This is a genomic window from Flavihumibacter solisilvae, assembly GCF_000814475.1.
Classification (GTDB): Bacteria; Bacteroidota; Bacteroidia; order Chitinophagales; family Chitinophagaceae; genus Flavihumibacter; species Flavihumibacter solisilvae.
This window is the reverse complement of record NZ_JSVC01000040.1, coordinates 1-12,199: the sequence shown is the minus strand read 5'-3', so window position 1 is coordinate 12,199 and position 12,199 is coordinate 1. Positions and strand designations below refer to the sequence as shown.

General features: G+C 44.6%; 15 protein-coding genes and 1 pseudogene. 3 read left to right on the top strand and 13 right to left on the bottom strand.

Annotation, left to right across the window (positions count from 1 at the left end; translation table 11 throughout):
• Positions 1–2: 2 nt before the first annotated feature.
• The 12 genes from OI18_RS22400 to OI18_RS22350 all read right to left on the bottom strand — a co-directional run bounded on the left by OI18_RS22400 (position 3) and on the right by OI18_RS22350 (position 6,724).
• On the bottom strand, positions 3–656 hold the full coding sequence (locus OI18_RS22400) for a hypothetical protein (RefSeq protein ID WP_152616940.1): 654 nt from the start codon (positions 654–656) through the stop codon (positions 3–5).
• Between the two features lie 35 nt (positions 657–691).
• Entirely contained in the window at positions 692–934 is a 243-nt protein-coding gene (locus tag OI18_RS22395; protein ID WP_152616939.1) for a hypothetical protein, read from the bottom strand.
• 117 nt (positions 935–1,051) lie between these two features.
• Entirely contained in the window at positions 1,052–1,612 is a 561-nt protein-coding gene (locus OI18_RS22390) for a hypothetical protein (protein ID WP_039144266.1), read from the bottom strand.
• A gap of 44 nt (positions 1,613–1,656) precedes the next feature.
• Positions 1,657–1,980: a LytR/AlgR family response regulator transcription factor gene (locus tag OI18_RS24345; protein ID WP_072039066.1), complete on the bottom strand. Its 324-nt coding sequence runs from the start codon at positions 1,978–1,980 to the stop codon at positions 1,657–1,659.
• 17 nt (positions 1,981–1,997) lie between these two features.
• On the bottom strand, positions 1,998–2,663 hold the full coding sequence (locus OI18_RS22385) for a FecR family protein (protein WP_039144265.1): 666 nt from the start codon (positions 2,661–2,663) through the stop codon (positions 1,998–2,000).
• Positions 2,660–3,574, bottom strand: coding sequence for a helix-turn-helix domain-containing protein (locus tag OI18_RS22380; RefSeq protein WP_039144263.1), 915 nt, complete (start codon positions 3,572–3,574; stop codon positions 2,660–2,662). Before OI18_RS22380 ends, OI18_RS22385 begins: the two co-directional genes overlap by 4 nt.
• Before the next feature lie 79 nt (positions 3,575–3,653).
• On the bottom strand, positions 3,654–4,070 hold the full coding sequence (locus OI18_RS22375) for a DUF5675 family protein (RefSeq protein ID WP_039144261.1): 417 nt from the start codon (positions 4,068–4,070) through the stop codon (positions 3,654–3,656).
• A gap of 3 nt (positions 4,071–4,073) precedes the next feature.
• Positions 4,074–4,301: a hypothetical protein gene (locus OI18_RS22370; protein ID WP_240312825.1), complete on the bottom strand. Its 228-nt coding sequence runs from the start codon at positions 4,299–4,301 to the stop codon at positions 4,074–4,076.
• Positions 4,302–4,363: 62 nt separating this feature from the next.
• Positions 4,364–4,939, bottom strand: a complete 576-nt coding sequence (locus OI18_RS22365; RefSeq protein WP_039144258.1) for a hypothetical protein — start codon at positions 4,937–4,939, stop codon at positions 4,364–4,366.
• Between the two features lie 405 nt (positions 4,940–5,344).
• On the bottom strand, positions 5,345–5,665 hold the full coding sequence (locus OI18_RS22360; RefSeq protein WP_039144256.1) for a LytTR family DNA-binding domain-containing protein: 321 nt from the start codon (positions 5,663–5,665) through the stop codon (positions 5,345–5,347).
• A 242-nt stretch (positions 5,666–5,907) separates the two neighbouring features.
• Entirely contained in the window at positions 5,908–6,144 is a 237-nt protein-coding gene (locus OI18_RS22355) for a hypothetical protein (RefSeq protein ID WP_152616938.1), read from the bottom strand.
• An 88-nt stretch (positions 6,145–6,232) separates the two neighbouring features.
• Positions 6,233–6,724: a hypothetical protein gene (locus OI18_RS22350; protein WP_152616937.1), complete on the bottom strand. Its 492-nt coding sequence runs from the start codon at positions 6,722–6,724 to the stop codon at positions 6,233–6,235.
• 1,094 nt (positions 6,725–7,818) lie between these two features.
• Between OI18_RS22350 and OI18_RS22345 the strand changes: the two genes are divergently transcribed.
• The 3 genes and pseudogenes from OI18_RS22345 (at position 7,819) to OI18_RS22330 (ending at position 11,333) form a co-directional block, all read left to right on the top strand.
• Positions 7,819–8,811: a DDE-type integrase/transposase/recombinase gene (locus OI18_RS22345; RefSeq protein WP_052273494.1), complete on the top strand. Its 993-nt coding sequence runs from the start codon at positions 7,819–7,821 to the stop codon at positions 8,809–8,811.
• 201 nt (positions 8,812–9,012) lie between these two features.
• Positions 9,013–9,990: a hypothetical protein gene (locus OI18_RS22340; protein WP_039144250.1), complete on the top strand. Its 978-nt coding sequence runs from the start codon at positions 9,013–9,015 to the stop codon at positions 9,988–9,990.
• 237 nt (positions 9,991–10,227) lie between these two features.
• Positions 10,228–11,333: pseudogene (locus OI18_RS22330) on the top strand (IS3 family transposase).
• Between the two features lie 110 nt (positions 11,334–11,443).
• On the opposite strand, the gene OI18_RS22325 reads toward OI18_RS22330, so the two are convergent.
• A complete protein-coding gene (locus OI18_RS22325) occupies positions 11,444–11,902 on the bottom strand; it encodes a hypothetical protein (protein ID WP_039144248.1) in 459 nt (152 codons plus the stop codon).
• Positions 11,903–12,199 lie beyond the last annotated feature (297 nt).

Sequence of the window (12,199 nt, the reverse complement as noted above, 5' to 3'; positions counted from 1 at the left end):
GGTTAATCAATTAGAGATTTTATGAAGTTCTCATTGTTACAGCTTCCACGTTCTGCAACCCTTTCCACCATCCGAAATGCTCTCTCAAAAACTCCAGGCTTTCGGCGGCTTAGGTCGCAGAACAGGTCGAACAATTGACTATTTACGTTGCTTTCGCGCAACCAGTCATCAATTCCGTCAGCTTTCTCATCAGGCATTTCGGGATTTAGGAAAAACTCCTTGATTGTTGCAGCCACGATAGGAGATATTTGTGTATATGCCAACGTGTCTTTTATCTGAAGGCGCAAGGTCGCATCATTTATTTGTCTGCGCTTTTCCACAGGCCAATGGAAGGGTGATTCTCCTGCAGATTCGGAGGAAGGTTTATGGACGAAGTGTTTGTACACATTAGTTTTAAAGCGATTCCACAAGGCAGCCGCATTTACTCGCTTTTTGATCTTGCGCGTAGTTAAAAAATGTTCATCCCGGTCACGGGAGAGACAAATAAGACCAAACAGGAATTCACGGGCAGGGTCCTCAGCCATCCATTCAGTAAATTCATTTTCTTCTTTAGTGGTCATGATATCCAGGAAGCGGCGATGGTAAAGATCTGCTTCCTCCGGCGTTAGCTTGGTATGTGCCAAGGTGTGTTTGATCATTCTTTTAATAGAGATCATAAAGCTTATTTAACTGTTTTTGCATGTTGAGTTTCCTAACTATTTTCCCCAAACAATAAACGCATAATTTTTTTCGCCCGGCTTTCTGTGCCTGCCTGCCTGTTAGCTATTTTTCTGAGCATCGGGATTATTGCTGACAGTGATCCGTCGCGGTTTTCATCAATCATCAGGTCAAATAGTTGATCGTGTTCCAGGCATTCGTGCATCCAGTCATCAAGCTCCTTGATTTCTTCATCCCTGGCTATTTTGAGAAAAAATCGCTCAAGTATTGTGACCATTCTGGGGCTAATGGTGCAGTACCCCATAATGTCTTTAATTTTTTGTTTGTTCGAATCCATTAATTAAGTTTTATAAGTTGAAAAGTTCCCCCGGCGCCAACAGCCGGGGGAAAACCATCACAACACAACTTCCAGCGTTGTCTTATTTTTCGCCAGGTCTTCTGCAGTCACCCTTATTAATGTGCCCTTCAACGAACGGTTGTTTACCAGGGTGATGTACACCCAGTCAACTCCGTTTATGTCGGGCAACGCCTCACCTGTCTCCATGAAGCTGCCATTTGGCGCCAACAGCGCAAACTGTACCCTGGTTACCATGAAGTTATCCGTCGCACGCACTATGAGTGGCTGGCCGGCTAATCCGTGGTATTCGGAAGTTCGAAGGTCGGAGAGGACCGGAGCCTTGAAGTAGTCACGGATTGCTATGTGGTATGGCTTCTGGTTGCCACGGCATGCGGCGGCATAAATTTCGTTGCGCCCGGGGTCCTTCAGTGCGAAATGTGCATACTTCGAAGCTGCGCGGAATCTTTCCTGTCGCTTTGTTGTCGCCGGGTCTGACCTTGATTTACGTCTGGTGGGCGCCGCAGCAATAACTGTCTTGCCGCCGCATTGCCTGACGACTAATGAGTTGCCTATTTTGCCACTGACATTTTTCAGCAGCTTATTTTTTGAAATGGCCATTTGATGATTTTTTTAATGGTTTAAATAAATGGATAGGATAGGATTCACCGGTTCCTGGCGGTCAACTTCCTGATTAGCGCGGGGCGAAACCTTTTCGAGATTGGAAGACCCTTTGTTCCTACATCAACTTCCTGCTTTCCTACGAATTTGATATGTTCAATTCCTACCAGGTAACTATGATGGATACGTGCAAACTGTGTTTCGGGCAAACGCGATTCCATCGATCGCAATGAAGAAGTGATAAAATATTCAGTGTCATTCGTTACGATCCGACAGCGCTTGTTGTTGACCTCGATGTACCGGATCATCGAGATGGGAACACGATCACGCCTTGTACCGTTGGGTAATATGAGTTCTGTAACTGGCATAAGGGAAACGTTTTAGTTTATTGTTGTTTGTCTTGTACTGTGATGTTTCCACCTTCTGCCAGCAGCGTAACAACTCCCTCATGAATCTCCAGCCCCAGGTTGCCGGAAATAGTTCCTACCCAAAGCGGTTTTTTTTCTTTGTGAACATAAAACTTCGCGCTGCCCGTAAGCCTAACCCTTCGAGGTTTTTTGGGAAAGTCGTTTGGGTACTCCAGTTTCGAGTGTGGCAATAGTTCAATTCGCGTACTGTCAAACAACCAAACTGTCTTTGTTGTATCGCCAGTTTCAGCAGTGAGGTCAATAAAACTGGTTTCCATCGAACCCATAAAAAGGGTCGACAATGGACGCGAAGGGATAAAAGTTTCAATCCAGAATATGCCAAACGATCCCAGGAGAATGAACAATATCCAGGAACCCACTCCGAACCTCCGTTTTACCTTCGGCTTCTTTGTCACCTTATTGAGCAGGCGCAGGTAGGCGGCACCGGTACCATCTTTATTGAATTCCAGCATCAGGTCGAAAAGCTGGTCGTTGGCCGGGCTCTCATGCATCCAATCGTCCAGTTCCTGGCTCTCTTCGTCGGTTGTTACCTTCAGGAAGAACCTCCCCAGCAGATCTGCGGCCCTGGGCGTCAGGTTGGCATGCTTTGCCACTTCCTTGATTTGTTCTTTGAGCGTACTCATGGTTTATATTTTTTTCGCCAGGCGGCTGGATTTAATTTGGTTACTTCAGAGAAATTCCTTCGAAAAGTATCGTCGGTGAGAAAGCCGCAGCTTAGCTGGATCTCCACCAGGCTCATGTCTGTATGCAGTATCAGGTGCGTTGCGTGTTCAACCCGCAGCAGGTTCTGGTATTTGGCCATCCCCATGTTGTAATATTTCGAGAATGCCCGCTTAAGACCGTTATCATACAGGCCAACAAGCTTTGCGATTTGATCAGTCGTCAGGTTTTCCGGCAGGTGCTGCCTGATAACTCTATCTGCAGCCAGTACATAGTCGAACATGGTCTTCCCGTTCTTTTGCCCGGACCCGATATTGATGCGTAAATCGCTTAGCAGGTTGATAAGCTGGATCGCGAGCCAGTCTTCCGGCGAACCTGGGCACATGAAGGGTTGTACCATGGCGTGCAGGTAAGCATGCATGCTGGCGTTCAGGTCAAACCGTCCTTCGGGAAACTGGCTCCATTCCATACGTGTCGTCAGTTTGTCCATCCGGAACAGCAGGTAACTCACTTTGCTGTTCTCCGGAAGTACGATTGAATAGTCATCCGCCTTCATCAGGAAAAGCCTTCCCTGGGTCATGCTGACCTTATTGGTATCAATTAATTGCAAAACCATACTGCCTTCCACCATGATCAGCAGTTTCAGTCCGGGTACCTTATGTCGCTTCCTGAGTGTAACCGTTGGTTGCAACTCATAACTGAAGAGTTGAACCGGGTCGGCAAATGTGTTGAATTCCAGCATGCGGATATTGCCCAGGAAAGCCTGTGCCTCGTAAACAGCACGCAGGCTTAGGCTGGTCTCCGGGTGATCTTCTTTGGCCAGTTGCCGCAGGTTGATCTTGCCGATCCGTTCATGTGAAATTTGTACCGACACTTTGCTTGTTTTGAAAATGTTTAATGAACCCCCGGCCAGGAATAGCCGGGGGGATGGATATGGCTAAAACACTATGCAACTAACTGTGATACCTGTTCGATAACCGTTTAATACGCAGCCAGACCTGTTCTCTTTTATCCATGCAGCTGCGCACCCTTTCCATCAGGCTTTTGAATGCCGCGAACGATTGTTTCCCGATACCGGGCGACAAAAGTTCGTTGACCGGCGCAATGCAACCTTGCAATTCCTTCAGGGCATTGTTGGCCTTGTGGATCAGGATCAGGCTACGGTCTGGTACGTCTTTCACCTGCAGGTGGTAGCGATGTCGTTCGCTGAAACGAAGAACCAGTTGATACAGGCCCTCGGGGATGCAGGATTTAAGTCGCACGTTACCGCGCCATGGCAGCTCGATGGTAAAGCAGAGAAACCGTTCTTCGCAGCTCAGGATACCATTCGTGCCCGACGAGTGGTATTCGCGTTCCAGTAGCAGTTCCATCGGTCAACCTTTTACGGCCACCTGTGCCACGGCGCTGGCCACCGAAGCAGCCACGCCCAGGTAACTGGCGATGGTGGATACAATTGCCGGGAGTGCTACCGGCGAAGCCAGAAGGGCGGCGCTTATGGCCGCAAGTCCAAGGCCCACGTTGCGCAGCTTCACGAAGAAAGGCGGTGTTTCTGCCGCGGCCCTTTCGGTCAGGCTCATTCGATCAATTTCATATTGTTTCATGATGAAATAGTTTTTAAAAGATGATGAAATAATGTTTCCATAGGTATTGGATTCAAAACGGGTTACAGGACTTTCTCCAGCGAAGTTTGATTTTCCGGGAGGTCCAATGCTATTACCTTCAGGATGGTACCTGGCACGCTCGGGTTTTGAACCTGGGCGGTGTATGTCCAGTCAACACCATTCTGGTTCAGCACGGCCTCACCCTCTTCGAGTTTGGTACCGTCAGGGGAACGCAGGATGAATTTTACAGCCTTTATTTTGAAGTTGTCAGTTGCCCGTACAACGATCTTTTGACCGGGTTGGCCGTCATAATCGTCGAGCCTGAGATCCTTCACTTTCGGGGCTTTCATCCAATCCATGAAAGCGATATGGTACGGTGTCTGGTTCGGACGACGTGCTGCCTCGTACAGAGGCTTCAGTTCTTCGTCCACCATAGCTCTCTTTGCGTAGATCGTACCATTTTTAAAGTTCTCCTGTATCGCCTCCTGGGTTAGTTCCGAATCAACGGTCTTTGCCTTTCTACGGGGCTTGGGCTTGGCAGCCATAATGGACTTACCTGCCTTGTTCCTGAACACAAACTGATCACCAACCTTACCCTGGTAACCATGGGTGAGCAAATTGATGCTTGATGTTGCCATCTGAAATAGATTTTTACGTTAAGAATGGATTTTACTTGTTGACTCCCGGAGTCCTGTAAAAGCGGTGAAACTCTACCGTTGGAGCAATCAGAACCTGTCGTTCGTGCATACATGTCCGTGTCGTTCGTGCACTGTTCTTCGTGCTTTCTCGTGCTTCCTCCGTGCTTTTCTCGTGCTTTTACTGTGCTCGGACTGTGCTTTTGTAGTTCTTATCTGCTCTGTTTCTTGTCTTAGTCGGCTCTTTCACGGCTCTTAGAGGGCTGCCCCGGGAATCTCTTATCTGAATTGGCAGTTTACTTTTTACAGCTTACCAGGCATTCCGGAAGGCGATGCAGGGTCACGTCTCCCACAATGCCACGTGACAGTCCGGCCGGCCTGGTGCTGCAGTTCGCAAACTGCCGCTAATCAGGTCGTATTCACGAACAGGCCACGTACTTCTTTGTAGTAAGCACGGCCAACTGGAATGCGGTGGATATGGATAAATAGTTCGTCGCGGCTGTATGCGGTTACCATTTGCATATTTACTGCAAAGGAGCGATGCACCTGGGTGAGGTACCTGCGCGAAGGGCCATTGAGCAAATCCATAAAGCTGCATCTTACTGAGTACATAATGGTACTTGTATGCACGTCGCAGGAATGGCGATTCGCACTAACATAGAGAATGGATTCACATGCTACCCGGTGCACGTATCGACCGTCTTTGATGATGATATAGTTATCTGTCATAAAAATTTATTTAGGATAACTATAAACACCGACAATGAAATTTCCAAGCACCTGGCACAGACAACCAAAAAAACGGCGAAACCGGGCTTAAAAAGTTCGTAAGTGGTCTTTCAGGGAAGGATTAATCAGGTGAGCGTTACTGCGGGTCCTCAAAACTCGGTTTCAAAACACGCCCAAAATGCGGGATTTTTCGCCCAAAATGCGGGTTTTGCAAAATCAGGACATCAGTTTCCTCGCCGCGTTTACTCACGCTTTTGCAGTTCCTGCAGTTGTTTTTCAATTACCCACTGTGGACCAATTTTCGTGAGCCGGAATACAAAGGCGAGCTTTTGGAGCTGCCTGTCTGTTAGCGGTTTCCTGCCCTTGATTGCCCTGCTGATGGCACCTCTTGGAAAGGCGCAATAATAGTCCAGTTTGGAAAGGTTAAAAACCTGGGCATCACACACAAACTGGAGGATTGGTGGAAGTGGTTGTATCATAAAAGCAAGATAGAAACGGGCTTCAATATCCGCAACCCGTGTTTTCACGGTATTTTGACACAGATGTGTACTCGATATACGGGATGAATTATTCGAAGTCATAATAGCCCCGAGGTTTCTGTGAGTCTGAAAACATTTTCTTGTTGGTGATCCAGCAGATCAGGTAGCCTATTGTGAATGTAGCCAGGGCAACACTGCAATTAAACCATAGCATTGGCTGAGCCATAAATTCATGAAGATTTTCCCACCACCTCCTTGGTTTTAACATCACTACTACCACCGTTGCCCAAAACACTCCATTGACTTGAAGCGAGAAGAAGAATGATGTGGTTACCAGGTTGAATCCATTTCGAAGGTGTTCCGGGATTTTTTCACTCGCAAGCCATAGTCCAACTACGTATGCCGCGATAAGTGGCACGATAGGTCTTGAATATAAAATAGTTTCCAGTAAGGAGTCACCCAATCCCCTGTAAACATCTGTTGGCCCCAGCCAAAGGATGACCGCCAGTCCGATGGGCAATCCCACAGCAAAGGCCACTTTTGTGGCCGTGCTGTACATAGTAGAATGTTTGTGTAGCATATGTTGTTAAGTTGAAAACAAAAATCTTCCATGCTAACGCGACAAGCCTGGTTGCACTGCTGTATTCAGGGGTAGGGATGTTTTCTTTAGGAGGTTATCATTCACCAGCCATTTGCTACACGGATTCTGTCCGTCCGGGGAGGTAAGCTTTCTTATTCGAAGAATTCGGTTAAACTAGTAAGTGATTTTGATTTCTGCAATCGGGGTTTACACTTAATTTTTACACAAATGTGTACATGTGTGCATAAGTGTGAGTATGAAGGAATGAACCGGGATTTTTCCCGTTGACAATGTTGAAGCCATTGGTTACATTCCTTCCAAACCTTGTTGTTATATCCGGCAGGTATATTTATTGATCAACGGTAATGATCAATTGATTTTCGTTGGCTTGGACCGATACCATTTTACCACACCTGAAACCAAGTTCCTGTAGCCATTTTCCAATGAATTCAGGCCTATGGAAGTTGAATCTTAAAGCATTTAATAACATTACCTACTGATAATCCCACAGTCGGAGAATCAACTTTTATAGTCGTCTAAAGGCGACTTATTGTGATGTTAGTATTGAAATAGCCATTAAGCAATGGTATATTCAGGGGGCAAGCCAGAATAATAATTAAGATACCCAGGTAACCGAATAAAGGCTGTACTTGCAGAGAAATGGATATACAACAAGGTGCTTGCCAAAGCGATGGATGTGACCGAAGGTGCAGTTTCTAGCTGGGGTGCCGCAACTACAAGCAGCCAATTTTGAAACCCTGTTCGTAATTGCGAAGCATCTCCGGCTGAGAGCCAGCTGATCTGATTAATTCAATATGGGGAGCGGGAGGCTATATCTGAATAATTGGAATGAAATAAGTGCGTCTAGAAAATATGCAAGTGATGTGTTTTCAAGTGCGAATTAACGGGTCACAATATCATTTGTTATACTTTGAAATAGAAATTATTGTAGTTATCGGTGTTTTAATTGACAAGACTAATTTCGTTTTTATATTTTTATCGATATACTTAGTATGTATTGTTGCTTCTCCCCCTATTTAATGTATTTATCAACTTTTAAGATTAAGAGATATAAGGCTGTCCTAGCCCCCTAAATGACTGGACTGAATTTTCAAATCAGTTACAGTGGACAACAGGGGCGTAAACCCTCTACCCATACTGTGATGCAGGACGGGACTGTGGTGGCCAATAACAGCGTTGTCATTGCCATCAAGTTTTATCTGGGCATTGAGTTTGTGGATTACGGCTATCAGAAGATGACTGCAAGTTTGCGGTTCGAAGGTTTTATCATCAATGAAAAAAAGGTTTACCGCCTGATGACGGAAAGTGGTTTGTTGTACAGCAGCAAATTTACCAGCAAGACTACAGGGCGCAAATTTGTACAGTTCTACACTCAACAGGCAGATGCACCGATGAAGCAACTCTGTATGGATATCAAGTACCTGCATATCCACGGAGCTGGCCGCAACGCCCTGGTGCTAACAGTGCTGGACGTATACAGTCGTCGTAAACTGGGCCAACTGCTCTGGTGGCGCATGCGCAAACACCAGGTGAATTGGCTTTTGAGCCAGATCCTCGCCAAACACCGGGTGGAGGGCATTACTTTACGAAAAGACAATGGCAGCCAGTTTATCGCACATCTGATACGGGAGTTTCTCCAGGAACAAGGCATTAACCAGGAGTTTACACGCGTGGCCACACCGGAAGAGAACGCATTTATCGAAGCTTATCATTCTCTGCTGGAACGCAGCGTGGAGCAGCGCTATGAGTTTGAATCCATCTACGAAGCAGGCCTGGCGCTGAACCGCTGGAAAAAGTTTTACAATGAACAACGTCTGCATGGCAGCCTGGGTAATAAAACCCCGATGCAGGTATGGGATGAGCATTACCGTTCAGTTGAACCGCTTGGGCCACCATTAGCCGCAAAGCCGGAAGAAAAGTCAAGGCCGGCGATCTTGGAACATGTAGGGCATGCCATCGCCGCTCCGTATAGCCTTTACTTTTCTGGAGGCGGGGCTACCTTTGCCACCAGCGGTGAAACACACAAAAACTATCTAACCAATATCGACCTTTTGTCCAGTTTTTAGGGGTTTAAGACACGGGGAAGTTTGACCAGGAAGGGTTTCATGGAAATGCTCAACTATTACAAGTTTGAAGAGGTGAAGATAATTGGGGAATCGACAAATAAAAATAACTGATCAGTTGCACTACTGCGGTAGAACAATTACTTTCGCCAGTATTAAAATTTACGGACCTAACCTTATTCGCAATAGTAGAAACAATTTAATATGACTGTTACCAAAAGACTGGCTATCCTCCTTATGGTCATCTTCATGGCCTCATGCCAAAAATCACAAGATGAACCTGAGACTCCCCCTCTGACACCTCCAGTTGAAGAACCAGCTAAGGCTGATTCAATGTTTCTTCTGACAAGTATTAACGGCGAATTTTCAGAAGGTCAGGAGTTCAATTTTGAATATGACAGTAGCCATAAACTCATCAAATTCTACAGACCTTCTACGTGGGGACGAACAACACCTTGCTATGTGATATACAAAAATGACGTTATGAGCTATGTTATTTCAGAATACAAGGATGTTAATGGTTCTATCCGAAGAGCTTCAATGATATTTGAATACGGCTCAAACCGGCAATGCTCCAGGATATTTTACAAAAGTTCGCCTAACAAATACCGTGAAAACAACGATCCGTATTTCAGTGATTTGACAGATGGCAACGTAGAAAGAAAATACGACTCGTTGGTCTACTCGTCTACAAATCAACTTCAACAAATTTATCATTTACAATACGGCGGAAATCCAAAAGACAATGTCCTTATAAAGCTTTTTTACGAAGATGCTAGCGATACGATGCTCAACAAGCTTGAAGAATATCATTTCGATAATAATAGCAATCCCACACTCTATGATCAACTATTGCTAAAAACTACTACAATCAACAATCCAATCAGGAAACTTTTGTGGTATTTCCCTTTTGTTTTTAAACTTACCTACATCCATGGTGGTAGCAATGTGATGTTTTTGCCCATATTATATGACCGCCCCTCTACCTACCTTAGTTTATACACTCCTTTTGTATCTAAATGCATTATCAATTATCAGGTGTATAACAATTGGGGATCCTATAATTACACAGGTACAATATTTGACTATAGCTACACTTCTGATTCATTACAGCTAAAAACCGTGAAACGTGGAGACCGATGGAGCTTTGTAACCTATAACTTTACAAGGGTGAAGAAATAAACGCCGCAATCCCCTCTCAATTGCGTGAAGACAGGATCTTCGAAAAAACTGAGTGGACTGATCAAAATCCAACCAATTTTCACCTCAATACCATTCTTTGCAGTTGAAGTACATGTTTTATTGTTGGTTTCGGCTTTTTGCCATATTCCGTTAAATTTAGTAGAACCCAAGTGTAAGTGTCCCTAAATAACAGACAGTTTAAAATTGGAGAATTCTATTAATTTTAAACTGTTCAAGATGAAAAAGACAAGATTTACAGAAACACAGATTTTTGCAATCCTTAAGAAACAGGAAAGCGGGATTCCTACCCGGGAGATTTGCAGAGCATGGTATTTCCGAGGCCACTTTTTATAACTGGAAAAGCAAGTATGGCGGCATGGAAGTCAGTGACGTCAAGCGTATGAAGGACCTGGAGGAAGAGAATGCCAGGTTGAAAAAGATGTTTGCCGACCTTGCCCTCGATAACCAGATACTCAAAGACCTTTTCACAAAAAAAGGCTGGGCCCTGCCACAAAAAGGCAGGTGACAGAAGAAATCGTGCGCGAGCAGGGTATTTCTGTGACCAGGGCCTGTAAGATTGTTTCATTTCCACGTTCCCAGTTTTATTATTCAAGCAAAATGGATGATCAGGACGTAGTCGATGCATTGCAGGAACTTGCCTTTAAACATCCTTCATACGGCTTCCGTAAACTGTTTGCCTATTTGCGAAGGGCTGGACATACCTGGAACCACAAGAAGGTTTACCGGGTATACAAGCTTTTAAAGCTGAACAAACGCAGGAAAGGCAAAAGACGACTACCTGCCCGGGTGAAGCAACCATTGCAGAAGCAACAGGCTGTAAACGCCACCTGGAGCATGGACTTCATGAGCGACAGCATGGTGGGTAACCGACGGTTCAGAACCTTCAACGTCATCGATGATTGTTCCCGTGAGGTATTGGCCATCGAGATAGATACGTCCCTGTCTGCCCTACGAGTAATACGGACCTCGAAAGGATAATATCCCAAAGAGGTAAATCTGTAACCATCCGGGTAGACAACGGCCCGGAATTCACTTCAACTTACTTCGTCCTATGGTGCAAAGAAAATGGAATCAACATACAGTATATACAGCCAGGAAAACCTATGCAGAATGGTTACATTGAACGCTTCAACCGTCTATACCGGGAAGCGATTTTAGATGCTTATATATTCTTTGACCTGGAACAAATCCGGGACCTGACATCCGAATGGATTGAAGAATACAATAACCGAAGACCACATGAGTCATTAAATAACCTTACTCCTACAGAATGGAGAATGATGACAACTAAGAGCGATTTGCTCTACCAAAAAGCTGTCTGATATATGGGGTACTTACAATGGCCTAGTTTTAAGGGAAGCTTACAGGGGAGCTTACAGGATTCCTGTAACCGATCGGGGTTAATTTCCTCTGGAAGTATATCCAGTATCCACTATTTTTTGAGATTATTTATAATAGTTATTGCTGCACCACAGACATCTTCAAGATCTTCATATTCAGCATATTTGTCGGAAGAGTTAGTTTTTGACTTATAGTCTCCTAATCGTCCTTTTTTTAATGCCTGAAAATCGGAATAAGTATCTGGAAATCGCGATTTGTGTTTTTCAAGGAATGTTTGACAGGCTAATATAATACCAAGTCGTTCCCCCTTAGTAATAAACTTGATTTCTTCAAGCTTTGGCCAGTTGGTAGATATTACTGCTGCCTCCGTTTTTATTTCCTTAATTTCAGTTAGCTGAAAGTATTGATAAATTGCAATTAGAGAAAGTAGTATGAAGACAATGGGATATGCAAGTTTGCTTCGATTGAATTTGGAATTATTTAATTCTTCGCGTATCCATAGGAATATTGAAAGGAGAGAACTTAGAGTCGATAAGATAAGCCAGATCATGTTAATATTTTAGCATATGGGAGAGCGTACGCTCATAAGAATGGAAAGCCCAGGATTAGTCCTTTTGCTTTATTTACCGATATTTATTTTTGTGAGCGTTAATATCTTCGATCAGTTTCCCTGAATGTTCACGACATCTGTATTTTTTCATAAATTAATTTTCGGAAGACAGACTTCGGTGAAGTCGCCCTCTAATAATTAGATATATAGTAATCTCGAAGAGCTACAAACAGATATGGAACTTTGGATTGTTATCAAGATCATTTATTCTACAATGACTTACAGTGTTATTTATCA

Bases quoted from the DNA above. Each gene is read 5' to 3' on its own strand.
- OI18_RS22355 (WP_152616938.1), bottom strand. From the start codon at position 6,144: ATGATACAACCACTTCCACCAATCCTCCAGTTTGTGTGTGATGCCCAG.
- OI18_RS22390 (WP_039144266.1), bottom strand. From the start codon at position 1,612: ATGGCCATTTCAAAAAATAAGCTGCTGAAAAATGTCAGTGGCAAAATA.
- OI18_RS24345 (WP_072039066.1), bottom strand. From the start codon at position 1,980: ATGCCAGTTACAGAACTCATATTACCCAACGGTACAAGGCGTGATCGT.
- OI18_RS22370 (WP_240312825.1), bottom strand. From the start codon at position 4,301: ATGAAACAATATGAAATTGATCGAATGAGCCTGACCGAAAGGGCCGCG.
- OI18_RS22340 (WP_039144250.1), top strand. From the start codon at position 9,013: ATGACTGTTACCAAAAGACTGGCTATCCTCCTTATGGTCATCTTCATG.
- OI18_RS22365 (WP_039144258.1), bottom strand. From the start codon at position 4,939: ATGGCAACATCAAGCATCAATTTGCTCACCCATGGTTACCAGGGTAAG.
- OI18_RS22360 (WP_039144256.1), bottom strand. From the start codon at position 5,665: ATGACAGATAACTATATCATCATCAAAGACGGTCGATACGTGCACCGG.
- OI18_RS22325 (WP_039144248.1), bottom strand. From the start codon at position 11,902: ATGATCTGGCTTATCTTATCGACTCTAAGTTCTCTCCTTTCAATATTC.
- OI18_RS22395 (WP_152616939.1), bottom strand. From the start codon at position 934: ATGGTCACAATACTTGAGCGATTTTTTCTCAAAATAGCCAGGGATGAA.
- OI18_RS22375 (WP_039144261.1), bottom strand. From the start codon at position 4,070: ATGGAACTGCTACTGGAACGCGAATACCACTCGTCGGGCACGAATGGT.
- OI18_RS22345 (WP_052273494.1), top strand. From the start codon at position 7,819: ATGACTGGACTGAATTTTCAAATCAGTTACAGTGGACAACAGGGGCGT.
- OI18_RS22385 (WP_039144265.1), bottom strand. From the start codon at position 2,663: ATGAGTACGCTCAAAGAACAAATCAAGGAAGTGGCAAAGCATGCCAAC.
- OI18_RS22400 (WP_152616940.1), bottom strand. From the start codon at position 656: ATGATCTCTATTAAAAGAATGATCAAACACACCTTGGCACATACCAAG.
- OI18_RS22350 (WP_152616937.1), bottom strand. From the start codon at position 6,724: ATGCTACACAAACATTCTACTATGTACAGCACGGCCACAAAAGTGGCC.